Here is a 26,741-nt window from a genome sequence, read left to right on the forward strand (position 1 = left end):
CGCTATTATAACTCGTTTTCTATTTTTACAATATTGGTGTGCCACGATTCTGCCACAAAACTTTAAGTGACAATATTATTGTTTTTTTTTTAAGCTGTTACGTTTTGAAATATAGTTCTAATTTAATAAAAATAGACTTTTACAGATTTACAAAAAAAGCGAGTCAATCATTATCAAACTTTGAAAAACATCAAAAAAAATGAAATGAATATATCTGACTCGTTGTTTGTTTTTTCCGTTTGTAATGCAATTGCGTCAATCCAGTATCAAATGTTTTTGCTGTTATGAATTCAAGTGTTTGTTCAGGTCTTCCATTATTAAAAAGTCTTGTTCCATTGCCTAGTAAAACTGGTATGACCGAAATTATGAGTTCGTCTATTAAGTCGTGCTTCAATAGTTCGTTTATTACTTCTGAACCACCATCGCAATAAATATTCTTTCCTTTTTCTGACTTTAGGCGTTTGACTAATTTGACAATGTTACCTGTGTAGAAAATAGTTCTGCCAACTTGCGGTCTTTCTGTTCTTGTTATTACATAGACATCTCGTTGTCCATTGTCGTAATGAGATGCCCCGATTTCTTTAAGTACATAATCATAAGTTCTCCTACCAATAATTATTGTGTCAATTTCGCTTGTAAATGATGCATAGCCATAATCTTCTCCTTCTTTTTCTACTATTTTCAGGAAGTTTAGGTCGTCATTTGGTTTTGCAATGTAACCGTCTAAGCTCATTGCGATGAAAAGTGATATTTTTCGCATCTGTTTTAAATTTTAATGTTTTTGCAAATTTACCTTTAGACAAATAATTGTTCTTTGTAAAAATGCGACAAATTAAAGCAGTGATGGTGAAATTCCTGTATTTCGCTTGATTTCATTAGTAAGATGTGAATGGTCAAAATATCCGCACTCATATGCAATATCTAATAAGCTCCGATTTTTACTTGAACTTTTGATTATACTTAAAGCATTTTGAAAGCGTATAATATTTGAATATTCTTTTGGTGTCAATCCAATGTACTTTTTAAAATTTCGCTCCAATTGTCGTATAGTTGTGAAATTTCTTTTTGATAGTTCGTCAATGCTAATTTGCCCGTTTGCTGCATTTATATCATTGATAACTAATTGTAATTGGGTGTTTTTGCTTTTTATTCTTTCGGAAAAAAAATGGTCAAAATAATTGAATGGGTTATAAAATATTCTATCAACATTAAATGAATTGGATTTTTCAAATTCAATAGTGTTATTAGTCAGCTCATTTTGTGAAGTATAGTTATAGAAATTAGCAAATGTTGCAGGTTTTAGACACACACCTAATAAATGTGTATCGCTTTCAATAAAACTGTCTTTGAATGAATTCATTGCACCGACTACATAAGTTTTACCAAACTTCATAGAAAGCAAGCCATTGTCTGTCAAACAAGTATTCCCCAAATTCACCACTATACCAGCACAGCCGTCTGGAAAAACCCGTTCCCATTGTCCTTCAAGTTCGTTTCCCTTCAGTTCCCAATAGAAATGAATAAAAGGTTCTAATTCTTTGCAAGGTTTTATTTTTTTATATTTCAACTCCATCGATTTCTGTGGTTTTGTTTTACAATAAACTGAAAAAATGGTTTTATAACAACCATAAGGGATTCTTAAGAAAACAAGTTTTTGAGTAGATATATGTCTTATGTTTATGGGGCTAATTTATTAACTTTTTTAAATAGAAAACGGTTTTGCTGAAGATACTTATGAAGTGATTATGAGATGTGCACGCTCGTTTATAGAATAGAATCTTTTTTAATTAAAGTCTGAAATTACACTTAATTAAATTTTTGTTAAAAAAAGTAGTCTCTCGATAAATGCAGAATTTCTTCAGATTTCATCTTCAACTTTGCCTTATAATTAATTCTTAAAGATAAAGAACTTATTGTCTTAATTAATCTGTTCCCTATGAGGAAAAACTATGTTTATTTTTATTCAAACAAGCGTAATTAGTAATTTCTAATCTTTTTTAAAAATGTTAAAAACCTTCCTCTTATTCCTTTTTGGTATGACTTCGATTTGTGCACAAAACAAAATAAGTGATACAATCGTTGTACAAGATACTATACCCAATTTAAAGTTCAATTATAAACAATTGATCATTCCCGGAGTTCTTTTAGGATATGGTTTTATTGGTTTGGAAAGTGATCAGCTTAAAAGCTATAATGCAGAAATTAAAGAAGAAGTAAATGAGGATATAGATCATAAAGTTTCTATTGATGATTTTTCTCAATGGGCACCTGCAGCTTCTGTTTACGCACTTAATGCTTTTGGTGTGAAAGGGAAAAACAACCTAAAAGACCGCTCTATTATTTTGGCGAGTTCTTATTTAATGATGAGTGTTTCGGTATTTGCTCTGAAAAATATCACTAAAGTTGAAAGACCGGACGGATCTTCCAATAACTCATTTCCTTCAGGACATACGGCTACTGCTTTCGCGGGAGCCGAATTTATGTATCAGGAATATAAGGATCAATCAATTTGGTACGGAATTGCAGGATATGCAGTAGCAACAGGAACGGGGCTTTTTAGAATGTATAATGACAGGCACTGGCTTACAGATGTAGTGGCGGGCGCAGGTATAGGAATAATAAGTACAAAAACTGCTTATTGGATTTATCCTTATTTGCAGAATAAGGTCTTTAAGTCCTCAAAAGAAAATAAAACCACATCGATGATTATGCCTTTTTATAATGGAAAAGAATTAGGATGCAGTTTCGTAAGACAATTTTAAAACAGCATAGGATTTAGTGACCGCAAAATTAATTTCCATAGACAGATTAAAGTAAGTCTATCTATGGAATTAATATTATTTATAAATCAACCAGAACCTGCAAAGCCTTCGGAAGTATGCTTATTTTTACTTCATTGGTTTTTAAATTATACTGTTCTCCGTCAATCTGGGCATCAATGAAGATTTTGGACGGCATTTGGATTTGAATATCTTTTACTAAAAAGTGTTTTGCCTTTTTAAATTTTTCTATGGAGTTTCGAAGAACATAATAACCCAGCATTGTTTTTTCAAGAAAGGACAATTTCGGAATAATAACCATATCCAATAATCCGTCATGAAGACTTGCTTTTGGAGTCAGGCTCATGTTATATCCCATTTCGTTCGAATTAGATATGAATAACATCAAAGGATCTGTTTCCAGAATCTGACCGTTAAAATGTACAATGGTTTTTTGCGGTTTAAATTCTAAGCTGGAAGATAATGCAGCCTTGATGTAAGCGGGAAGTGTTCTTTTTCCTGCTCTCTCATATTTTTTAATAATCATTGCATCAATACCAATGCCCATATTACTAAAAAAGTATTTATGATTCAGTTGCCCAACATCTATCGATGTTGAATTTCCTTTTTTAATAATAGCAATTGCATTGTCAAAATTTCTCGGAATATTCAAGTTAGATGCCAGTCCGTTACCTGAACCTACAGGAATAATCCCTAATTTTATTGAGGTTCCCACAAGGCATGAAGCTACTTCATTGATGGTTCCGTCTCCTCCACAAGCAATTATATAATCGGGATTTTGTAAAATGGCCGCTTTTGTGAGTACTATGGCATGCTTTTTTTGATTGGAATAATCAACCACAATTTTATATTTCTCTTTAGAAAATTGATTCAAAAGATAGGAAGCAGACAAATTATGTTTCCCGCTTCCCGAAATAGGATTGATTATAAAATGAATGTAAATCATTATTTTAAAAGTTTATTGGTAAAAAGAAAATCGGCAGTCTGGTACCATGAAATAGTTTCTTCCAAAAATGATCGATCGATAGTAAGAGGTTTAAGACTATTATCTTTTTTGTTCCAGAAATAAAAGGCCTGTTTCTTCTGGTCTGATAAGATCATTACTTTTTCCTTTTTCATCAAAACCAATTTGCGATACGTTCCCATTAATGCTCTTTGCTCAAAATGGTCATCCAAAACATTTTTTCCAAAAAAATCAGATTCATAGTTCCAGTGAAACAAAGAAAAAAGAGTAGGCCATAGGTCGATTTGCGAACATTGCTGCGCTATTTTTTGATTCTGATTTTCAGGTAAATTCACAATGAAAGCCGGAATATGGTAATTGGCAACATCTATTTCATCTTTGCCGGCACTGCTCGCACAATGATCTGCAATGATTACAAATACCGTGTTTTTGAACCAGGGTTTTGTTTTGGCTTTTTTGAATAATTCTTTCAGTGCAAAATCGGTATATTTTACCGCTCCTTCGCGGCTTGTTCCCGATGGAATGTCAATTTTTCCTGACGGATAAGTAAAAGGCCTATGATTGGAAGTTGTCATCACAAAATTGAAAAATGGTTTTCCGGTTTTGTATTGCGCGTCTGCAACTTTTAGCATTTTATTGAAAATGTCCTGATCACAAATTCCCCATGCATTCTCAAAAATTACCTCGTTATCATTTATATTATGACGAACCGTTTTAATTTCGTCGCTCAAAACGCTTCCTCGTCCACGATCGTAAATAGTAAATCCGTTGCCTCCAAAATAGGCGTTCATGTTGTCGAAGTAACCGTCTCCGCCATAGAAAAAATTACAATGGTATTTTCTGGATTTAAAAACATTAGAAACCGTATAAAGATTTTGATTATTAGGTCTTTTCACAATACTCTGGCCTGGCGTGGGAGGAATACATAAAGTAACAGCTTCCATACCTCTGACGGTTCTGGTTCCAGTGGCATATAAATCCTTAAAAAAGATGCTTTTTTGGGCGAGACTGTCCAGAAATGGGGTTATGTTTTCTTTATTTCCAAATTCCTTAAGAAAACTTCCACTAAGGCTTTCAACTAAAATAAAAACAACATTTTTGTTTTTAAGAGAAGCAGCGCTGTCTGTTATTTTTCTGTGAATAGAATAATCACTTTTATAATAAACAATATTACCAGATGCCAGTTTCTTTCTTATAATACCAAAAGCTTTGTCATTATGAATTGAGGTATAGAAGTCAACATATTTCATCTGGTTATTCCTAAAGGCAGCAAAAAAAGAATAAATTCCTGACTTTGAAATTTCAGAATTATATCGATTTGAAGACCATTCTGCCTGATTGTTGCTAATAAAGAAACCAAAAAATAGAGCCAAAATAATAGCTGAAGATAAAACCGAAAGTCTAGTTTTAAAAGTCGCTTTTGAAGTAAAAGTTGTTGCAAAGGCTTTTCTTTTATAAAAAAGAAATAGAAATGCTAAACTTAGCAGTAAAACTCCGCCAATTAGCAAAGGAAGTGGGTAAGATTGTTTAATATTGGCTACAACTTCATGGGTATAGATAAGATAATCAACGGCTATAAAATTAAATTTTGTTTTAAATTCATCCCAAAATGTCAATTCGGCAAAAAAAGTAAATACAAGAATAAAGACCGCGAGTGATGTGAAAAAATAAATAAGGACTTTATCTAAAATAGAGCCAATCCATTTATTAGGTATTAGACTATAATAAAATATACTGAAGAGTGAAATGAAAGTAATAGTGCCAAAATCAAAAAACAAACCTGTAAAGAATGTTCTTAAAAGAGTAATCAACTTCCAAGAAACTTCATCATATTGCCATATGAAAAAGGAAACTCTCAGAAACTGCGAAAGGATTAAAAACCAGATAATGAAATGAAACAACAGCGAATATCTGCCGTATTTTGAAGATAATTTATTCATATATTTTTACTATTGAAAAGCAAATTTTATAACCCAATTCTGAATTTATTTTGAATTTTGGTTTTTATTGGGAAATCAGAATTTATAGCTGTAGCCAAAGCGAACTACTTGTGTCTCATAATAATCCTTGCTGGTGTAGCGGAAACCTTCACCCTGAATTTCCCTTCTTATTACCAGTGTATTGAAGATGTCGGTGGCATTGATAAAAACTTCGCCTTTTCCTTTCTGCACACTCTTTTTTATACCAAGATCTGTTGAAAAGCGAGAGTCAATTTTCCCCTGTGGAATAATGTCGGGTGCCAGATACACCATTGAAACTTGTCCCGAAAGTGTTTTGTCAAATTGAAAAGTATTGTTCCATTTTATATTGCCCGAAGTAACTTCTTGAAGGCTTCCCGTATAAGTTGACGGAACTGGATATAAATTGGTTACCGTAAAAGCGTCTATAGTATTTTTATATAAATTTCCATTCAAATTAATAGAATACCATGGGGTGAGTTCTTTTGCGTAAACAAGCTCAATCCCAAAAGAAGAACTTTCCATAGCATTTTGAAACACATTATAAATAATAGGACTGCCGGGAACTGTTGTGGCAATTCGGGTAATTGTACCGTTTACAACACGGTAATAAAGTGAGCCTAAAAAATAGCCTTTCTTAAAATCGGTTTTATAACCCACTTCAAAGGCACTTGTGTACTGAGGACGAAGGGCAGGATTTCCTACTTTAATAATTTCAGCATCATCGTATTTTGGAAAAATACGAATGTCGACTTCATTAGGCCTGTCAACACGACGGTTGTAAAGTACTGTAATTTTATTTTTGTCGTTAATTTTGTAAGCAAGCTTTACACTCGGAAAAGGTTCTGTATAATTATAACTGTCACTTTTATAAGTAGGATGATCGGGATTGACATCATATTTCAGCTGTACATATTCATAACGCAGTCCCAGCTCAGCTTCAATTCTTTCTGTTTCATAAATATAGTTTCCATAAACAGCAGGAATGATTTCCTTATAGATGGCCCATCCTCCGGCATTGGCATCGATAGGGGAGTTTTCGCCCGGAAAAAATTGCATATTGGTTGGAATTTCCCGATTTCTAAATTTCAGACCCGTTTCAAAACGACCGTACTTTAAAGGCTGAACATAATCTAAATTCAGATCGATTACTTTTTCATCTGACAGTAATTTAAAGGCATCTTTTCCGGTAGAAGCTGGCAGAATGTTGTCAAAGAAATACTTTTCATTTTCCTGATGATAAGTATAATTAATACCGACATTTAATCTGCGTCCTGCCTGCCTGAATTTATGCTGGTAAGAAGCGCTCGCCATTACTGTTGTTTTAAGCTCATCTTCTAAAAATTGCCATAGGCGTAAACGCTGAGAATAATCGGGATTAAAAAAAGGTTCATCGCCGTGATCGATGATCTTTTCGCTTCCAAATAATCCGGAAAATGAAAAAGTATTCTGGTCGTTATAATTCCAATCGATTCCGGTTTTAATAGTCGTAAAATGCGTGTCCCTATTTCTCTTGGTTTGTTGGTTTATTATGGTACCGTCATCATAGGTTCTGGTTACAAACTCATTTTTGTTTAGGGTTTCGGTATACAAATAATCGGCTTGTAAATAAGTGTTTACTTTATTTTTTCTATAATTTAAAGATAGGCTTGGATTAATTTTAGGTGTCATGTGATATTGATCCCTGATAGTGGGAAGATTTGCCTGACGCTCCCACAATGCACCATAACCTGAACTGATTCCTATTTTACCATTCAAGCCATCTTGCTTATTTTTTTTATAGATGATATTGATGATTCCGGCATTTCCGTTTGCATCATATTTTGAAGAAGGATTATTGATGATTTCAATTTTTTCGATAGCAGAAGCTGGGATATTATCCAGTCCGGACTGGTTCCCAAATCCCGTTAACGCCGTTTGTTTGCCATCAATTAATATGGTTACTTTATCATTTCCTCTTAACTGTACTTTTCCATTCTGAACGGTAACGCCAGGGAGACTCTGCATAGATTGCAAAACTGATCCTCCGCTTTGCGTAATATTATCAGCGACTGCAAACACTTTTTTATCCATTGTTACAGGGTTTTTTTGCGTGTCTGAGCTCACAATTACTTCTAATAAAGTATTGACATCTTCTTCAATTTCGATATTTCCAAGATCCAGATAATCAGAAAGACTACCAATATATACCGTTTGTAATTTGGTTTTAAAACCAATTGAACTTACTTCCAGCGTATAATTTCCTGAATTTACTCCTGTAATAGTAAACCGTCCGTCTTCGTCACTAACGGTTCCGAAGAAAATTTTAGAATCTTTTGATGATTTTAAAAAAACATTAGAATAAGGTATAGCAATTTTAGATTTGCTATCCTTAATGATTCCCGAAAGGATTACTATTTTTTTCTGGGCAGATAATTGCAGTACAGCTATCAGTAGAAAAGAGAAGAGCAGTAGTGTTTTTGATTTCATTTGTACTATTTAAAAAAAGAATAGTACAAAGCTCATAAGTGATTCTGTAGGAAGTTTGAATTTTTAGAAAATTACTTCGAAAGTATGAAGATGATCATTAAAAGAATAACAAATATCCCAATGGTTAATTTCGCAAATTTTCTTTATAATAGCCAATCCGAGTCCATTTCCCTGCGATGACGGATTTATTTTTGAGAAACGATTAAAGATACTCTGCGCTACCAAAGGTGTTTCCTGACCAGTATTGACAAATTTGAGAGAGTTATTTTCAATTATAATATCAATTACACCATTTTTTACATTGTGACGAATGGCATTTAGAAATAAATTATTAAGTAGCACTTCTATCAGGGTAGTATTTCCTTTTGTTCTTAGAATATTCTTAAAATGAGTATTGATTTTTACATTTTTGCCTTGTGCCTGTTCAATGAAGAAATCAAGATGTTTATCAATATATTCATTTAAAGTAATGGTTTCCTGTTCCAAATAAATTTCATTATCAATTTTAGAAAGTAATAACAGATTTTTATTCAGTCTGTTAAGTCTTGAAACGTCTTTATTAAGAGATCCAACCAAAGCAGATTGTTCTCTGGTTAAGTCCAATTGCTGGAGAGTGTCAATTTTAGTCTGGAATAAAGCTAAAGGTGTTTGAAGTTCATGAGCTGCATTTTCTACAAATTCTCTTTGGCTTTTATAAATAACAGTGTTTTTTTCAATTAACCGTTCCAGACTTTTGTTAAGCCGATCAAATTCATCGATATCTGTTGCAATAAATTGAGGCGGACTATTTTTGTCAATTTCAAACTCCTCGATCTGGCTCAGTGTATTGTAAAAAGGTTTCCAGATTTTTGCAGCCGATTTTTTGGATATCCAGATAATTCCGATAAACAGGATAATGATGATAAAAAGAAACATGAAAGCAACGCTAATCACCATTCCTTCCATTTCTACCAAATTACGCTTTTCTATATAAGTGTATTTTTTTCCGTTTATTTCTACCGGGGCATATAATATGCGAAAAGGTTCTTTTTCATTGGCCATCGCTTCAAAAATCATCTCGCCAACAATAGAATCTTTGGTAACACCCATATCGGGAACAATAGTAACATTATGATTGTATTTGTTCCATGCTGCAATGTCACTTGATTTATAATTGCTATGGCTTTCCTGTGCAAAAGCCCCTTTATGAAAGAGCAGTACTTCATCAGTTTCATAAATGTAGAGCCATTGGCAGGTATAATAAAATACCGGCGCCGCTACTAAAAGTATAATAACAGCGTAAATAAGGAAACTGTTGGTTGTTTTAAGAAGTAGTTTTTTATTGCTCATTTTCCCATTTGTATCCTAAGCCGTACACCGTTTTTATATAATCTCCACTGCCGGCCTGAGTTAGTTTCTTTTTAAGATTTTTAATATGGGCGTATATAAAATCATGATTGTCCAGCATATCAGCCATATCGCCGGAAAGATGCTCTGCAATAGCCGATTTGGATAACACTTTATTTTCGTTGCCAATTAAAAACAAAAGTAAATCTAATTCTTTTTTTGTGAGATCCAGTTTTATATCATTTACAGAAACTGTTTTGGAAAAAATTTCGACCACAATTTCATTAAAGATTACACTATTGCTTCCTTTAAAATTTTTACGACGTATAAGTGCCTGCATGCGAACTAAAAGTTCAGCAAGATGAAAAGGTTTGGTCAGGTAATCATCAGCACCCAGATTAAATCCCTCCAAACGTGTTTCAAGGTTTTCTTTTGCAGAAATAATAATAACGCCTTCAGTTTTATTTTTAGCTTTTAACTCTTTTAAGATATCAAAACCATCACCATCAGGCAACATAAGATCCAGCAGGATACAGTCATAATCATAGCTGTCAATTTTGGTGAGTGCCAAATCATAGTTTTCGGCGGTTTCACATTGAATACCGTTCGTTCTAAAGTAGTCTTTGATGCTTTGCGCAATTTCGCGCTCATCTTCAATAATAAGAATTTTCATGTTGCAATTTACAAATGAATTCTGAAGAAAAACTGAATAAAAGGACTCTTTATGGAAATTAAATTATCCTAAAATGTTTTAAAATAGCAGATTGTAAAATTCTTACCATCGTATGACGGGGCTATAAAGGATGTCGCTTTATTTTGTTCACTATGAAATAATTTTCTTGAAATATAGGGATTCATCCAGTAGGCAATTTTGGTACTCAGAATTCCAATTCCAGCGCCTGCCGCCACATCTGTAAGCCAGTGCCTGTTGTTGTACATTCGAAATATCCCGGTACCTGCAGCCACCGCATACCCCGCCACGCCGTACCAAATAGATTTGTCTTTGTATTCCTGATATAAAAATTCAGCGCCTGCAAAAGCGATAGCGGTATGGCCGGAAGGAAATGAATTATTGGATGATCCATCCGGACGTTCTACATTGGTAACTGATTTCAGGGCAAAAACAGTTCCAACGGTTATAATAGTTGAAGTCACCAGAATTACAGATCGGTCCCGCATATTATTTTTTCCCTTGACCCCAAAAGCATTAAGCGCATAAACAGAAACGGCAGGAACATATCTTGAAAAATCATCTATTGTAACCTTCTTGTCAATGTCCTCTGTAAATTCGTCACGGATTTGAAAGTTAAAACTTTTAATCTGTCCGCTCTCGGCACCCCAAAAACCATATCCTATCAAAATTCCTGGAATGATAAGCTGTTTGTAACTGAATCGGATGTTTTTTACGGTGTCATTTATTATGGAATCCTTAGAAGAGGTATTTTGACCTAAAGCAGAGTAAGACAAAAACTGTAAAATAACAATGATAATTATTTTTCTCATAGATGATTGGTTATTTGTCGCTAATAAAACATTTATCTTTAAGTTTTTATTAAAGGTATTATCATTTGAAGTTGCTACAAAATATAAGTCAAAAAATTTATTATAATTAAATCACTTCATTAGATAAGTATAAATAATTGATATTACAAAAAATAAAATCTAAGTGTATTAATTAAGAAGAATATATTAACCAAGCCAATTTATTTAACTATCAGTGTTTATTCTCAAACGTACCGAAAACATAGTAATTTTATGAAACTAAACTTTATAAAAGATGTAGTTGTTATGTGGATTATTTCTTTGTGAAAAGCAAAGTAACTTAATAGAATAATACTACTTGATAATACAATATGTTTGAGTTTTCTACACAACAGTTGTTTTGCTGCAGTTTCGAACCTAAACTCGTTAATGCTTGATTTTACTGGACTTCTAGTTTTTAAAAATAGCATATGCCACGATTCTGCCACAAAACTTAGAATGGTGAAATATCTTTAAAAACCGCCTTAACTTTTGTGGCAAAAAAGGTATCCACTCCAAAGCACATGTGTCACGATGTTGCCACAAAATTCAAATCTTTTTAAAAGACTTAAGTTACCAAAATACAATAGTATGTTAATTTTTCTATGCGTAGAAATTGATTACAGTTTTTGATTATTTTATGTAAACAATGTAATTAGATTACATATTTTGTAAACAAAAAGCGTTGATTGCAGTTTTTAATTATTTTATGTAAACAATGTATTTAGATTACATATTTTGTAAACAAAAAACGTTGATTACAGTTTTTAATTATTTTATGTAAACAATGTATTTAGATTATTATGCGCATGCAGGTAACGGCGGGCACTACTTTAGCTGCCCTTTTAACCCGTTTTGAATGAAAATAAAAATCCTTTTAAATTATCTATTTCGCATATTATATTTTTAACATTGCTGTGTAAACAAAATTGTTTATTTTTGTATTATGAAAATGATACCAGATACTATTAAGGGAATTCATCCGGGCTATGTACTAGAGCGTGAGCTTCAAAAACGTAAGCTTGGCAAAGGACAGTTTGCAATTTCCGTAGGGGAATTTCCGCAGACCCTTACTGCTATCACGAAAGGCAAACGTAGAATGAATACTCCCCTGGCACTTAAGATCGAAAAATCCTTGAAAATGGAGGAAGGTTATTTTATGGTATTGCAGGTCTATTATGATATAGCACAGGAGAAGAAGAAAGATAACAAACTAAAGAAAGATACTCCGGCTTTAAAATTGCTGCGGCCTGTTTTGTTCTGGGATACCGATATCAAAAAAATAGACTGGCAGAAACAAAAAAGGGCTGTAATCCAAAGAGTTTTTGAACGTGGAAATGAAGAAGAAAAACAGGAGATTACGCGTTTTTATACACAGGATACTATTGACACTATTTTAAATAATAAGTAATGCCATTACATTTTAATACAGTTACCCCGCTTCTGAAAAGCATTTTGGAAGATCTTATGCGGGCAGAAGAATTTGCATCATTTCGTTTGGTTGGCGGAACTGCACTGAGTCTTTACTATGGACACAGGATGTCTGTGGATATTGACCTTTTCAGTGATGCAGATTACGGCACTTTGGATTTTAAGGCTGTTGATGATTATCTGCGGGAGCATTATTTTTACGTGGATACAATGAATATTGCGCCTATTGGCATGGGTAAATCCTATTACGTTGGAAGAAGTGCAGAAGAGAGTATTAAACTGGATTTGTTTTATACAGATTCATTCATAGACAAAGTGCAAGAGTACAATGGACTAAGACTTGCCAGCAAGTCAGAGATCACAGCCATGAAACTCGATGTAGTGCAAAGAACAGGAAGAAAAAAAGATTTCTGGGATATTGACCAACTCAGAGATGATTTTACAATACAGGAAATGTTTGCACTGCACCAGAAAAGATATCCTTACACGCATGAGAGGGAACTCCTGGTCGAAAAATTCACAGACTTCACTCAGGCTGATGATGATTTCGAACCTTTATGCCTCAGAGGAAGGCATTGGGAGCTTATCAAGTTTGATATTATTGAGTTAATTAGTTCTTTAAGATCATAGTCTGGATTGTGTAGGCATTTGTAAATGATGAAAATTATTTATTTCTTAATTATTAAATATAACAAGGAGGGATCATTTAGGAGCCTGTCCATTTCAGTATGCATAATTTCCTGTATGTCCTGCTTAATCTGAAGATAATTTCGCTGTACCATAGCATTGTCAATTTTACGAATAGGAGTAATATCCTGATAGGAATCTTGTTCCTCTTTAAGGGATTCATGATCATTTATAATCTGAGAATAAAAAGTTTTAAGTTCAATTTTGCAGTCCGGATTATCGGCTACTATGCCTACAAATTCACCTGCACTTAGTGATGAAATCTTTGAAGGAGGAACGGCCGATTCCAATTGTTTGGAGCGGCTGATAGAGGTGTCTGTACTGTTTATGGAAAGGCTTTCACGATCCTGCATTATTTTTCCAAAACGCTCAGAGAGCTGCTTGGCTGTGTCTCCGTTTACCTGACCACTGATGATATTTCCGGTAATATTTAGAATCACATCTGCTTGTTCGCGTCCGTAATCTTTTCGAAGCTGGCTGAAGTCCTGTATACCTAAACAAGTTGCTACCTTATTGCTTCGTGCAGTGGCAATCAGACTGTCCATATTATTTAGGTAGATAGTTGGGAATTCATCAAATATTAGACTACTTTTGAGTTTTCCTTTTTGATTGACCTGTTTTATTAAACGGCTTACATACAGGGAAAGAACAGCTCCGTAGGTTTGGATTTTCTGAGGGTTATTTCCCATGCAAACAATTTTGGGATCCAGGGGATTATTGATATCCAAAGTAAAATCATTTCCTGAAAGGACATAATATAATTGGGATGATGCAAGCCTGGCCATAGATATCTTTGCAGAGGCTATCTGACCCTCCAATTGCTCCATCACGTCCGAAAGGTAGGCGCTTACAAAAGGATTGATCAGTACCTCTATTTCCTTTTCTGTTCTTAGCAGTGTAAAAAGACTGTCATAATCCAGCTGCATGAGTTCAATTACATGAGGCAAAGTGCAGAATTCCCCATCATTATATTTGCGTAGGTACCAGATAATGGCGGTCAGAAAATTGATTGGAGATTCCACAAAAAAGTCACCTTGTTTTTTAATCCATTCGCGGTTAAGTCCCAAAAGAATTGTGCGTGCAGATTCCGAAGCGTCTGTGATGTCCATCATAGATTTTGGATCGAGTGGGTTGCATCTGTGAGTGCGGCTGAGATCATCAAAGTTGATGATATAAAATTTTGGCTCCACATCATAAAGATGTTTGTATTTCAGCCAGGTATTGTAGGCTATGACGGAGAGATCATCGAACTTAAAGTCATATATAAACATGCTGAAACCTTTGGCAATATGCTGGGTAATAACATGTCGAATTACAAAGTATGACTTTCCTGATCCGGGTGTTCCGGGAACCAGCAGTCCCCGAAAAGGATTTATGATGTTAATCCAGCTGTTTCTTACTTTATCTTTTAGATAATAATGTGCAGGAAGGTTAATAGAATATTCATTCTCCAGCAATCTTTCTTCCTGCGGAAATGTTTCGTTTTCCTTATTGAATATATCGGTATGATTTAGTTTTTTCTCAATGTAGCGCGAGAGTAATGTGCCTCCCGATAATATCAAAAGATAGCCGATTGAAGTGCCTATCATATAGGTTATTATCTTATCGTTCTCAGATGCGACTACCAGTAAAAAAAGGTAGCTTCCAAAGTAAATAATAAGGCCTGAACCAATATAGATTAGTGCGGTTTTCAATTGAAGTTTTTCATCTTTTCTGCCCTTTGCGCCCAATAGGGAAATGATCAAAAAGCCAAGGCAAAAAAGTTTTGATTTGTGAAAAAAGCTGAACAGACCAGTTTTAAAAATCGTACTGAGAATTCGCTCACCAATGGGACTAGTCAGCTCCAATTGTTTAAAAACTGCATATCCATAATAATAGAAATGGATACTTAAAAGCAGTATGCTTATAAGCCTTGTCATATCGAGAATCTTTCTTAGTGCCTGTTCATTTTCTCCTGTCTGCATTCCCATGTCTCTATTATTTAATTATTAGATTGTCCTTTTCTCTTTCTTTTTTTCCGTTTGCCTTTGAGCTGATTGGGAATATAATTTCCCGTGTACTCGGGCTCTATTATGTTGTCTATTATTTTTTGAAGTTCATCTTCAGAAATAAAGGAAGGGATGTGTTTAGATTTATCAAAATCTAAATTTGAAGGTTTCAAATTAGGTGAATTCAAAGAGCTTGTATGATTATCGGTTATTCCACATCGCTGCTGAATTGCTTTTGCCGCATAGGAGACACCTAATGTGCTTCCGTTGCAGCTGCATTTTGTTGTATGGTCCACATACGTTATTCCATACAAGAGGCCTTGCGGATTTTTTCTGTATACCGTTGCAATACCTTCTCTCATTAGAGCGTTTTCCAGAGCAGATAAGGACATTTTACTGTTTTTTAAAAAAGCAAAATCAATATTGGTTTTGATTCTTTTCATGTCGGAAATCCTTGCCCTTTTGTTATGGACAAATTTAATCTCAAGATTTTTGAGTGTTGGTTTTAAATAAAAACTGCTGGCCTTTATCGGAACCCCGACGGGCTTTTTGTTATTATCCTGAATCCGGTATATAAGCCCTTTATGCAGAAACATCTTAGAGCCTTCTTTTCCCTGCTCGGCTGTTATATTGTAAAGATTTAAAACAGCATTGAGCTCCCCAATTGTTGTGTATTTATAATTTGGAATTACTGCGTTTAAAATTCCGGCGATTGCTTTTTTAGAATCCAGAGTGCCATATTGAATATTCACAGGTTGAATATTTAATTCTGGCCTGCTTTTTTTACTTTCTGCCCGAACTAAATTAAAAGTGGTTTCAATTTCTTTACGGGCAGTCTCTGACTGATTTTTGCCGATGTTCTGCATGTCGATTCTTCTGCCATCTGCCTTCACTTTTATAGATACAATATGAATGTGCGGATGTCCGGCATCGTGATGCTGATACACCAAATATGGTTGCGCGCCAAAACCGATTTTCTCCATATAAGCTTTTGCAATCTCCATTAGTTTTTCCTTTGATAATCCGGTTTCTAAGGGATCAAAATTCAGCGAAATATGAACGCTGTTTCTTGTCACATTTTGATTTAGTTCGAGCTGTTTCAGCAGCAATTTTAATTTAAGATCAGCAGATAAAAGATCAATATCAACAGGATAATTTCCCTCTCCAATACACTTTGCTTTTTCCTGTGAAACTTTGTTCTCATTGTAATTGAAAATACTTCTTATAGAGTGTCCCGTGTTTATTATTGCAACCATTTTTCTGCAAGATTTTGAATGTGTTTTTTAATCTCATTTAGGGAATCAAACAGCACTTTTTTTTCTAATTCATACCCCAAGACCCAGTGTCTGAATTCGGAGATTTGTGAAAGTGTATGAAGTTTTTTGACAGCCTGATTGAAATTATTTCCGATGGGGGCAAGCTGTATTTTAAGCTGAATTAATTCGGACATTAAATCATCAAGTGATTCGTTTCTATATTTCATCACTATCGGTTTCTGTAAAAGGTTTTTTCTGGCAAAATCACTTAGCTTTGGACAGGTGGATTTATTATAAAGATTTTGAAGTATTTCAAATTCATCAGGTGTTAATCTTAGATGAAGCCATTTTGTTCTGTTTTTTTGTTGTTCTTTCATCATATATCTTTTTCATCTTCAACAATATTCTTTAAGTTTCAGCGCCAACGAGTTCCGAGTAAAAAAGCGGCAAGATATCGGTTGTGATACAACCGGACATCTTGCAGATTGCAGGAACGTGGCAATCTTTTAGAATCTTACTAGGTTTTCAGACTATTTTCAAATATCAATACGAATTTACGTAAGACTAGTCAATACAGCCTATCACAGGTAAATTATGCTTATGATGCTTTGCTGATGCATTCTTAACTTTAAACTTTGATTTATTAATTTAAAAACGCTGAAATTATGATTACAAAAAATGAAGTTGCCAAGGTTTTTGATACTGTTATGAGTATACCTGGTATGAATGAGAATGTGAAGATTGATTTAAAAATTTCACGAAAAAATGTATTGTTATTAAATCATTTTATTGAACAAGGACTGTTGTTGGAAAAGGATTCAGGAAGTATAATGGGAAACATATCTGAGGAAGGTTTATGCGAACTTAAAAACATTTCTGAAGAATGTCTGCATAAAGCAGGTCTGGTGGAACTTAATTTAAAACTCAAAACTTTGAGTGGAAGCAGTAACGTATAATTTGAAAATGAAAAAGTAAAAATGCTATATGAGTACTTTGTTATTTATATAGCATTTTTTTATTAAGGTAGAACTTTACAGATTGCCTGTTTTGGTAACTTTTTGGCTTGTTTTTGATATCTATATTTGAGGATAACTGATCTACTTTTGTTTATGTTTTACTGATTAAATAAATTGATTTTAAGAATCGCATTAAACTTTTAATTATGAAATTAAAGACAAGTTATAAAAGTATCATTATTGAAGGAGTCTGTCTTTTATATGTCCTTTTATTTGTTTATGCGGCAACAAGTAAACTGCTTGATTTTGAGAACTTCCAGATACAGATTGGTCAGTCACCATTAATAAGTGCTTTTGCTTCATACATTTCATGGTTCATACCTCTGTTGGAAATTACGATATGTTTGCTGCTTATAGTCCCTAATACTAGAATAATTGGACTTTTAGCATCTTATTTTCTTATGATAATGTTTACAACTTATATTTTTATAATTCTAAACTATAGTTCTTTTGTTCCATGTTCTTGTGGAGGGATACTTGAAAAGCTTAACTGGACACAACATTTGTTTTTCAATTGTACATTTACGGTGCTAGCCGGATTGGCATTGTATTTAAAATTCTTCAAAGAGAAAAACAAAACAAATAAAAATAAGATTGTGAGATACATCGGATCATTCTTTGCAATTACCATACTGGCAATAAGTATTGTGTTTTTTTTGTTTTTACTTTCAGAGAAAATAGTGCATTTCCATAATAATCACATAAGAAGATTTCCACATACCCCTCTTGAAAAGAATATGAAACTAGATCTTGGTGTAAGTTCATATTATATTGCCGGAGTAGACCATAATAAAATTTATCTTGGAAACACAACAGCCCCACTACTTATTACAGTTGTAAATGAAAAGATGGAGATCATCGAAAAGAAAAGAATAGAAATCGACTGGAAGAAATATAAGTTCCGAGGACTTAGAATCAGTGTCATGTCACCTTACTTTTTTGTAACTGATGGAACTGTTCCCGTCACCTACAGGGGTAAAATTTCAAATTGGAAAGTAGAACTTGAAAGATTAGGGCGAGAATATTTTGCCGTGGCTGTGCCAGCAGATTCATCTTCAATTGTAATACGTTCGCATAGTTCTGTTACAGGAGAAAGTATCCTTGGAGTAGTAAATGTTGAAACTGGCAAAACCATTTTAAATCCGGCTTTACTGGTGAAACAATTTGACGGCGTTTTCGATCTGGATGGACAACTGCATTATAATGATAAAACGCAACAAATTGTCTATCTGTATGCCTATCGTAACCAATATACTTTGGCTGATGTGAAACTTAATCTAATAAAAAGAGGAAATACAATTGATACTATTTCAAAGGCTAAGCTGGACATTGTTAAAATAGAAAAAAGCCACGTAAGGAAACTTGCGAAGCCTCCTTTGTTTGTTAATAAAGCCAGCGCAGTTGCTGATCATAGGTTATTTGTGAGTTCGGCAATACCAGGTAAATTTGAAAAAGATGCATTGTGGGAATCTGCAAGTATAATTGATGTATACGACCTTAGGGACAAAAGTTACAGATATAGTTTTTGTATTTATGATATAGGAGGTAATAAAGTCAGAAGTTTTCTCATTGAAGGTGATAATTTGTACGCTTTAATTGGCAGTTATTTGTTTCACAGCAAGCTTAGCATAAAAAAAATGGAACAGTATGAAAAATAAAGCTGTAATACAGCAAAAAACTATTGGCCAAATAGCAGGGCAAGATCGAAAACCTGTAAAAGAGTAGATCATTAACTAAATTTTTTTATTATGAAAACTAATTTTTTTAATTACGCCGTTCCGATGGCTGTAGCAGTGATCGGATTAACAAGTGCTGCGAGTACAAGTACTATTGGCAGAAGCACAACAGCTCCGGTTATGGGGTACAAGCAGATTGAAAACGAAACGGTCTGCCAGCCTATACAGCAATGTTCCAATTCAGGAAATTTTGACTGTTTAGCACCGGATAATTCCCAGCTGTACGAATATTCAAATTCTACATGTCTTGTACCTTTGAAAAGGGATACAGAACATTAACATTTAAAAATGAAGATGCCGCTTTAAAGCGGCATCTTTTTTAGTCAATTTTAGGTGACATCCATTCTTCTTTTATGCTACCTTTAAGAAAATAATCAAACCATTGCTGTATTCTTAATGTCAAGTCTTCCTGACTAGTATTGTTTCGTAGATTATGTCCTTCATTAGGGTATATAAGCATTACATGTTCTTTATTTAACCTTCGTAAAGCAAAGTAAAATTCCTGTGTCTGTAGTGCATTAACGTGTCTATCTTCCTTTCCCGTCCAAGCAAGCAGAGGGGTAGAAACATTTTCGGCCAGTAGTACAGGAGAGTTTTCAAGATATGCATTTTTATTTTCAAACAGTGATTTTCCAATACGCAGCTGGTCGAATTCAGTGCGATAGAAATCAGGCCGTGAAAGTGTTGGTCCCATATATAGATAGCTGCTAATTAAGTCAGTCCATCCGGCTCCTGCTACTGCTGCGGCAAAACGATTTGTCTGTGTTAAGATCAGGTCTGTTTCATATCCTCCAAAAGAATGGCCAATTAATCCTATTTTAGAATTATCCACATTACCCTCAGCCAAGACAGTATCAACGGCAGCCAGGACACTCCCAGTTACGGATTTATTTAATCTGCCGAATTCGTATGCAATATCTGGCAGAAGGATGAAATAACCCTTAGATAAGAGATGAGGTATGTTAAATCCATCACTAGTATGAAGACTGGGATTTTGATAAATATGAAGCTGCTGCGACTGTCTTTCGTAAATGTAAACTATCATTGGGAATTTTTTGCCTTTGTTGAATTTCGGAGGAGTATAAAGGATACCTGAAAGCTGTTTTCCTTCATAATTGTATTTTACGAGACTGGCTTTTCCCCACAAGTATTTTTTATGCTGCGGGTTGCTCTGCATTATTAACTTTTCATTTTTTTTTCCATCAGTTTGCATTATTGCGGGCGGACTGTCGAAACGCTGTCCAAGATAAATATATTCTCCCAGAGATGTCTTTACTATTTGGTTTATTCTCTTTTCTGTCCATAGAATTTCTCTCGTCCCATTACTTCTATCCCATGAATAAAATCCAGACATTCCACGGTTGTGATCTTTAACTGAGAAAAGTAATTCATGCTCAAGTCTGAGTGAAGGTGAATTAGAAAATTCATGATATGGAGGTGTGGTTTCATATAAAGGCGTACTAATACGGAATACCTTTTTCTCTTCCCGTCCTTGAGTAAGTTTTGTAAGTACCATTGTTGAAACGTTTATCTGCCATAAATCAAATTCATCATATACCAAGAGATATCGACTGCAGGAACTCCAGCCTGCAATGCCCCAAGGACTGGCATTACCCGGCATATCTCTGTTCTGATTAAAAAATTGCAGACGATTATTTTTCAGAAGAGGGAATGTTTTTTTGTTGTGAATGTTATAGCACCACAATTGACGATCTTTAAAATAAGCTAAATACCTCCCGTTTGGCGATGGTTGGGGGAGATAATCACCAGAAAGCTTCTGTTCTATGCCCCACTTTTCTCCGCTTATAAGATCCATGGCATAAAGGTCTATCGGACTATTCATTTCTGTCTGAGGTTCATATGCAGACGAGTCATATAGAAAAGCATGAGATAATGAACCACTTAAAAATAATTCAGGATTTTGTCTATTGGTAATCTGTCTGATAATATTATTATTTACATTCCATACTGCAACTTTACTAATACTATTGTAGCTACCATGCCTTTGTTTTCTGTCGAATAATCTCTTGTCGGCCGAGTTCCAAATTTCAACGATATCTCCGTCAACTCTTTCTTTGTGAATTGGCTCTGATATGCGAAAAAATATTTTACTACCGTTATTGCTTACAAGTATACTTGTGTAGGCATCATATGAAATTTTCATATTTAACGAAGCAGGCAAAGAACTGCTGAAAGGACACTCTTTGAGAAGCTGTTTTTTAATATTGTAACTGTATAAAAAAACTTTGTTTTTTTCTCTTGAGATTATTGCTATTGTATTGTTTTTCCATGAAAATTTCGACAAAGTTCCAACACTTGTTTCCATTACCTTTACCGGGATGTCAGTTTTTTCTACATTCTTTAACTTAATAATTTGAATCTCCTTCGATAGAGAAGTATATATAATCTGATGTCCTGTATCTGATAATTGAAAATCTTTTACATTACTTTCTTCATAAATAGCTTTTCCTTCTGTATCTTTTATTAGCATGCAGTAGGCTGAATTTTCCATCTTTTTTATAAGAGCTATATATTTATGATCAGCACTTATTTTAAATTTTGTAATTCCGTTAAACAGCTTCAAGGCTCCATCTTTAAGATTTTGTATGATGAGCGTATCTGCTCTCTGACAGATAAATGAATTGTTGAGAAAATAACCTTGCCTGCTACGCGGAAAACTGTATGATTTATCAGATTCAAGTGCTTTCACAAACAAAGTATCTTTTTTACTTTCATACATCAAAAGATAACTAACCCAGTTTCCATCAGGCGATACATTTCTAATAAGTGTTTCATTCCAAAGATGGTAATCAGAGGATGGCAAGGGCTTGGCAGGAACCTGTGTGTAAAATAAATTAGGAAAAATATAAAGAAGAATTAAAACTGTCCTCAATATTTTAGGAAGGTAATCTTTGCATTTATATATTATATAATTAATAGCCTTCATTCTGAGGTTTAAGATTAGGATTTAACGATAATTCTGATTCAGGAAGAGGCAGGAGTCTGTCATGCGTATCCCAGCCTGGCTTTGCAACGCCGAGAGTTGCATCAAGTCTTTGGGTTCTTTTAAGATCAAAGAATCTATGTCCAAATTCGCAGAATAATTCCAGCCTCCTTTGAAGAAATATCTCGTTGAGAATTTCTGTATCAGTGGAAGCATTTGTGTTACCTAGACCTGCATAATTCCTAATAATATTAATATCTTCCTTTGAGCCAATGTAATCACCACTCATCAATCTTGCTTCGGACCTTATCAGATATAATTCAGAAAGCCTTAGCACAATGGAATACTCCGATGATGTGCCGCTGTTTGTATCCTGTTTATATTTAAAAGCATGATACCAGCTGTTAGTTCCAGTTGTAACTTGTTTTATCCAATACTTCTTTCTCAAATCGGAACTGCTGAAACTATTTACAAGCGTATTATTTAAAGCTAAAGAAGGAGGGGGACCACTCTTAAAAATAAAAAGATTCCCTTCTAGGGTGGGGTTTCCTGTATTGGCAGGCATTAATTGCCATATCGTGGATGGACTTCCTTTAAGAAATAATTGTGCAGGATCGGCAGGTAGATTATAAAGACTTTTTTCGTTTATAACTGATGAAGCAAGATTGGAAGACTCATTCCATTGCTGCATATACAACAATACGCGAGCCAGCAATGTACTGGCTGCCCACTTATTTGGACGTACCCGTTCCGTTGTACTATATTCGGGAGTAAGTACCGATGAAGCATACAGAAGATCATCTTTAATATACTCATAGATTTTTTGAACAGGCTGGCGATCCACTTTGCTGTTCTCCTGATAATTTGTAGATTCAATATATGGAATATCGCCAAAAAGATCTGTTAGATACAAATGAATTAATGCCCTTATAAATAAAGCCTCGCCGATCAGTCTCTCTTTGTCGATTTGTTTAAGAGATTTTGAATTAGTTACACCTTCGATCACTGCATTTGCTGCGTATATTTGATTGTAGCTATATCTCCAAAATAATGAAACATCGGAAGTGCTAGGCAGCAGTGTATTGTTAAAAAAGCTTGCGCTTCCACTAGCCGGAATGCCATAAAAATCAAGCTCATCTGTATAAAGTCCCAATTGCGATGAAGTACCGGAGGGATAACCTGTAAGAACTCCATTATCCCTCATGTTGCTATAGATTTCAACCAAAGCTGCCGTAGCTGTATTTTTATCTTCAAAAACGTCATCAGCATTGAGTTGTGATGAAGGAAGGTCAACCTCTGTGAAATTACAAGAAGTAAAAAAGACCGTTAATGTCAGAAAAACGATTATTATACAGCGGTCGTTATATGATGTTGATATAAGATATTTCATAAAATTAATTTTCATAACAAATAGTTTTTAATTAGAAGGATAGCAGGATAGAGCTACTGAATATTTTCAGAGGAGGAAGGTAACCTGCTGAAGTAAACTCGGGATCGATGCCTTTATAATGGGTAAATGTTAAAAGATTCTGGCCCTCAAGTGCGATTCTGCAATTGAAATTTTTCGTCCACTCCTTAGGCAGATCATATGCGAGGGAAATATTTTTTAGGCGTATAAAAGATGCGTCTCCTATAACTGCGTCACTTTGAATATATCTCGAATAGGCGGTGCTTCTTAGATTATTAGAATTGCTGTACCCTTGATAGCTAGAATATTCACCCGGTTGTTGCCAGTGCTGTTTCACAGCAGAAGGCTGGTTAGAGAATGTTCCCGGCATGGTAAAGCGATAGATCTGATTGAAATTTTCCTGACGTACAAATTGGAATAAAAAATCCAGAGTTACCCTTTTAAATGTTAATGAATTTTGTATACCGCCGTAAAAATCAGGATTAAGATCTTTTATTATCTTTTTGTCATCTGCCGCAGAAAAGCCTCCGTCAGAATTAAAATCTGTGAAAGTGTAATTTCCACTTACAGGATCTACACCTTTATATTGATAAACCTTAATAATATTTAAAGGTTCTCCTATTACGAACTGATTGGCATATGAAGATCCTTCAAGTCCGGGAAATGATAATAGTTTATTTTTTGCATTAGTAATATTAAAACTAGTGGTCCATGTAAAATTTCGAAGATGTATATTCTGTGTCTGCAGGGTAATTTCTAAACCACTATTCTGAACTTGCGCATCAAGATTGGCAAGAAGCTGATTAAACCCTGTAGTTGCAGGTAGCGGTATTCCAATCAGCTGACTAGATGAACGGTTTCTGTAGGCAGATAAAGATGCTACTATACGATCATTAAGAAATCCCAACTCAATTGCTGCTTCGAGTTTATTATTGGTCTCCCAGCCAAATTCAGGATTAAAAAGACGCGACGGATACAGTCCTTTGATATCTTGATAGCTGTTTCCTGAAGCAGTATATGTATTCAGATATTGGTAATCGCCAATTTGATCATTTCCGGTTGAGCCGAAACTTGCTCTAAGTTTTCCAAAGCTTAAAAAATCTAATTTCTTTATAAAAGCTTCTTCTGAAAACACCCATGCTGCCCCTATGGCTCCGAATGAGGCAAACTGTTTACTGGGGCCAAACCTGCTTGATCCGTCCCTTCTGCCGGTAATATTCACTATATATTTTGAATCCCAATTAAAATTCAATCGGCCAAATCCGGCACTATATTTATACACGCTCAGGCTACTTTCCATTACCCTGTAGGTCGATGCCGATGCCGGGTTATCAAGTAAACTATTATTAGCAAAACCTTCTCCAGAACTTACCTGCTGCATACCGCTTTGTTTCTGAAAAGTTGAACCGATAAGTATTTCCAACTGCGCTCTTCCGAATGTTTTATTCCAGCTCAGCTGTGGCTCGATGATCCAGGAAGTGCGGTTCACGGTATTGTAATACACTGACGAGAATTCGCTTCCGCGTCCTAAGGAAGGATTAAAAGCAGTTGATGGCAACGCGGTCAACTGATTTTGTCTCAAATCAGTATATCCTAGATTTAATTTAGCCTGCAAGCTATAAATTATATTATAGGAAATTATCGAATTAGCTATCAAATCATATGTCTTGCCAGTAATTGTGCGAAGTAATTTGGCTGCCGGATTATTAAAAGTCCCGTTTTCCCAATTAAGTGTACCGTCATCATTATATAATGCAGGAGCGTTGGGAGCAAGTGTTAATGCATCTTTTGTTATGTCAGTGGAAGGAAGCAGGCTGTTTTGAAATGTATATCCTGCTGTAAAAGTTACCTTTAATTTCTGATCTTTAGATGCATGGTTAACATTTACTCTGGCGTTTGCCCTGCTTGATTTAAAATCGACAGAAAAGACCGTTGTTTCACGGTTGTAGGCGCCAGAAATTAGATATTGGGTCTGAGCAGAACCTCCTGAAAGTGATCCCTGTAAGAGATTATATTGTGCAGTACCTCCGATTATTTCTTTCTGCCAATCGGTGTACCGATTTTGATTCCAAATACCATTGACATCATAAGCGGAAGCTGGATATTTTGTGACACCGTCATTTGCATAGGCTTCTCTACGCATTGAAAGATAATCAGTTGTATTTATTAATTCCATATGCCCCGCAGTTTTTCCAAGGCCGCCTGTGTAGCTTAAAGAAAAAGAAGTTTTCTCCTGTTTTCCTTTTTTTGTAGTAATAAGGACAACGCCGTTCGCTCCCCTTGAGCCATAAATTGCAGTAGCGTCAGCATCTTTTAATACCTCTACACTTTCCACGTCATCAGGATTAATACTATTTAATGGGCTGTTTTGTACCGGCATGTTGGTAGAGGTGTAGGTGCTTCCAATGGTTTGAGATGAAAATGGAACTCCATCAATAATGTACAATGGCATATTACCATCACTTCGCAAGCTGTTCTGGCCCCGTACTTTTATTTGAAAGCCACCACCGGGCATTCCTGAATTCTGTATGACACTAACTCCAGCCATACGGCCCTGCATGGTGGCTAAAACATTTGTCACTGGCTGCTTCTCTATATCTTTGGATGTAATTCTGGCAATATTTCCAGTGCGTTCGCTTTCTTTAACAGAGTAGTATCCCGCATTTACTGTGACTTCCTTTAGAGTGGTAGTTTCATATTGTAATGTAATATCAATAATATTCCGGCCTGCAATTGGAATTATTGCAGTTTTGAATCCGATAAAAGAAACAATTAAAATATCATTATGCGATGCTGAAATAGAATACTGGCCGTTATAATCTGAAATGGCTGTAGCATTTTGTTTGGTTTTTATTGCAATGGTAACACCAGGCAATGGATTGGTTCCGTCAGTGATAGTTCCTCGGATCTGGTTTTGTTGAAGATTAAAATTCTGCCGAACAGAATTAAAGGAGTAAGCAGATGAAAAAGGCAAGAAAAAGCCAAGAAAAATTAGGCAATAAAAGGCTTTCCCATCCTTGTAAAATGAAAAATTATTCATAATATTGGGATTGGTTAGTTAAAGTGATTTGATTAGCTGCAGGTCCTCTATGGTTGTTTGGCGACGAGATAGAGGACCATTTTTTATGTATTAAGTAAACGGCTTAATAGCATAATAGAATTTGATTTTTACAATAATGCGCTGGTTTTAAATTTTAAACTCTATTATGTGCGAACTATTTAAAATTTGAATGATTGCTTAGAATTTACTGAGTTCA

Annotated in this window: 20 protein-coding genes; 6 read left to right on the forward strand and 14 right to left on the reverse strand. The window is 34.7% G+C overall.

The annotated features are described in order from the left end of the window. Positions 1-190: 190 nt before the first annotated feature. Positions 191-760 (reverse strand): dihydrofolate reductase family protein, encoded by a 570-nt coding sequence (locus AC6CH4_RS12570; RefSeq protein WP_498103420.1) that lies wholly within the window; start codon positions 758-760, stop codon positions 191-193. 72 nt (positions 761-832) lie between these two features. After that, positions 833-1,573 (reverse strand): DUF6597 domain-containing transcriptional factor, encoded by a 741-nt coding sequence (locus AC6CH4_RS12575; protein WP_498103421.1) that lies wholly within the window; start codon positions 1,571-1,573, stop codon positions 833-835. 430 nt (positions 1,574-2,003) lie between these two features. On the opposite strand from AC6CH4_RS12575, the gene AC6CH4_RS12580 reads away from it, so the two are divergent. Further along, positions 2,004-2,762 (forward strand): phosphatase PAP2 family protein, encoded by a 759-nt coding sequence (locus tag AC6CH4_RS12580; protein WP_498103422.1) that lies wholly within the window; start codon positions 2,004-2,006, stop codon positions 2,760-2,762. Positions 2,763-2,841: 79 nt separating this feature from the next. Here the strand turns inward: AC6CH4_RS12580 and AC6CH4_RS12585 are convergent, their stop codons facing one another. The 6 genes from AC6CH4_RS12585 to AC6CH4_RS12610 all read right to left on the reverse strand — a co-directional run bounded on the left by AC6CH4_RS12585 (position 2,842) and on the right by AC6CH4_RS12610 (position 11,000). After that, on the reverse strand, positions 2,842-3,726 hold the full coding sequence (locus tag AC6CH4_RS12585) for a diacylglycerol/lipid kinase family protein (protein WP_498103423.1): 885 nt from the start codon (positions 3,724-3,726) through the stop codon (positions 2,842-2,844). Further along, positions 3,726-5,684: an LTA synthase family protein gene (locus AC6CH4_RS12590; protein ID WP_498103424.1), complete on the reverse strand. Its 1,959-nt coding sequence runs from the start codon at positions 5,682-5,684 to the stop codon at positions 3,726-3,728. The genes AC6CH4_RS12585 and AC6CH4_RS12590 overlap by 1 nt, the downstream gene beginning before the upstream one ends. Before the next feature lie 75 nt (positions 5,685-5,759). Beyond that, the gene (locus AC6CH4_RS12595; protein ID WP_498103425.1) at positions 5,760-8,171 is read right to left on the reverse strand and encodes a TonB-dependent receptor; all 2,412 of its coding nucleotides are present in this window, start codon (positions 8,169-8,171) and stop codon (positions 5,760-5,762) included. A gap of 63 nt (positions 8,172-8,234) precedes the next feature. Further along, positions 8,235-9,500 (reverse strand): sensor histidine kinase, encoded by a 1,266-nt coding sequence (locus AC6CH4_RS12600; protein ID WP_498103426.1) that lies wholly within the window; start codon positions 9,498-9,500, stop codon positions 8,235-8,237. Beyond that, on the reverse strand, positions 9,490-10,170 hold the full coding sequence (locus AC6CH4_RS12605) for a response regulator transcription factor (RefSeq protein ID WP_498103427.1): 681 nt from the start codon (positions 10,168-10,170) through the stop codon (positions 9,490-9,492). Before AC6CH4_RS12605 ends, AC6CH4_RS12600 begins: the two co-directional genes overlap by 11 nt. A gap of 68 nt (positions 10,171-10,238) precedes the next feature. Beyond that, positions 10,239-11,000, reverse strand: a complete 762-nt coding sequence (locus AC6CH4_RS12610; protein WP_498103428.1) for a phosphatase PAP2 family protein — start codon at positions 10,998-11,000, stop codon at positions 10,239-10,241. 964 nt (positions 11,001-11,964) lie between these two features. Here AC6CH4_RS12610 and AC6CH4_RS12615 point away from each other — a divergent pair. Together AC6CH4_RS12615 and AC6CH4_RS12620 are read left to right on the forward strand one after the other, a co-directional pair. After that, a complete protein-coding gene (locus AC6CH4_RS12615) occupies positions 11,965-12,429 on the forward strand; it encodes a helix-turn-helix transcriptional regulator (protein ID WP_498103429.1) in 465 nt (154 codons plus the stop codon). After that, on the forward strand, positions 12,429-13,079 hold the full coding sequence (locus AC6CH4_RS12620) for a nucleotidyl transferase AbiEii/AbiGii toxin family protein (RefSeq protein WP_498103430.1): 651 nt from the start codon (positions 12,429-12,431) through the stop codon (positions 13,077-13,079). The genes AC6CH4_RS12615 and AC6CH4_RS12620 overlap by 1 nt, the downstream gene beginning before the upstream one ends. 38 nt (positions 13,080-13,117) lie before the next feature. Here AC6CH4_RS12620 and mobC read toward each other — a convergent pair whose 3' ends face one another. From mobC to AC6CH4_RS12635, 3 genes are read right to left on the reverse strand one after another with little or no spacing between them, the layout of a single operon-like run. Then, a complete protein-coding gene (gene mobC / locus AC6CH4_RS12625) occupies positions 13,118-15,100 on the reverse strand; it encodes a conjugal transfer protein MobC (protein WP_498103985.1) in 1,983 nt (660 codons plus the stop codon). Between the two features lie 17 nt (positions 15,101-15,117). Continuing rightward, positions 15,118-16,380, reverse strand: a complete 1,263-nt coding sequence (locus tag AC6CH4_RS12630) for a relaxase/mobilization nuclease domain-containing protein (RefSeq protein ID WP_498103431.1) — start codon at positions 16,378-16,380, stop codon at positions 15,118-15,120. Then, positions 16,368-16,760, reverse strand: a complete 393-nt coding sequence (locus AC6CH4_RS12635) for a plasmid mobilization protein (RefSeq protein WP_498103432.1) — start codon at positions 16,758-16,760, stop codon at positions 16,368-16,370. The genes AC6CH4_RS12630 and AC6CH4_RS12635 overlap by 13 nt, the downstream gene beginning before the upstream one ends. Before the next feature lie 285 nt (positions 16,761-17,045). On the opposite strand from AC6CH4_RS12635, the gene AC6CH4_RS12640 reads away from it, so the two are divergent. From AC6CH4_RS12640 to AC6CH4_RS12650, 3 genes are all read left to right on the forward strand, one after another. Continuing rightward, positions 17,046-17,336 (forward strand): hypothetical protein, encoded by a 291-nt coding sequence (locus tag AC6CH4_RS12640; RefSeq protein ID WP_498103433.1) that lies wholly within the window; start codon positions 17,046-17,048, stop codon positions 17,334-17,336. 206 nt (positions 17,337-17,542) lie between these two features. After that, the gene (locus AC6CH4_RS12645) at positions 17,543-19,054 is read left to right on the forward strand and encodes a MauE/DoxX family redox-associated membrane protein (RefSeq protein ID WP_498103434.1); all 1,512 of its coding nucleotides are present in this window, start codon (positions 17,543-17,545) and stop codon (positions 19,052-19,054) included. 90 nt (positions 19,055-19,144) lie between these two features. After that, on the forward strand, positions 19,145-19,411 hold the full coding sequence (locus AC6CH4_RS12650; protein ID WP_498103435.1) for a hypothetical protein: 267 nt from the start codon (positions 19,145-19,147) through the stop codon (positions 19,409-19,411). Between the two features lie 40 nt (positions 19,412-19,451). Here the strand turns inward: AC6CH4_RS12650 and AC6CH4_RS12655 are convergent, their stop codons facing one another. Genes AC6CH4_RS12655 through AC6CH4_RS12665 form a run of 3 tightly spaced genes read right to left on the reverse strand, consistent with a single transcriptional unit; the run spans position 19,452 to position 26,524 of the window. Continuing rightward, the gene (locus AC6CH4_RS12655; protein ID WP_498103436.1) at positions 19,452-22,079 is read right to left on the reverse strand and encodes a S9 family peptidase; all 2,628 of its coding nucleotides are present in this window, start codon (positions 22,077-22,079) and stop codon (positions 19,452-19,454) included. Beyond that, positions 22,066-23,481 carry a RagB/SusD family nutrient uptake outer membrane protein gene (locus AC6CH4_RS12660; protein WP_498103437.1) on the reverse strand — a complete coding sequence of 472 codons (1,416 nt, stop codon included), beginning with the start codon at positions 23,479-23,481 and terminating at the stop codon, positions 22,066-22,068. Before AC6CH4_RS12660 ends, AC6CH4_RS12655 begins: the two co-directional genes overlap by 14 nt. A 16-nt stretch (positions 23,482-23,497) precedes the next feature. Next, entirely contained in the window at positions 23,498-26,524 is a 3,027-nt protein-coding gene (locus tag AC6CH4_RS12665) for a SusC/RagA family TonB-linked outer membrane protein (protein WP_498103438.1), read from the reverse strand. Positions 26,525-26,741: the final 217 nt, after the last annotated feature.

Source organism: Flavobacterium sp. GQ95 (assembly GCF_059758655.1).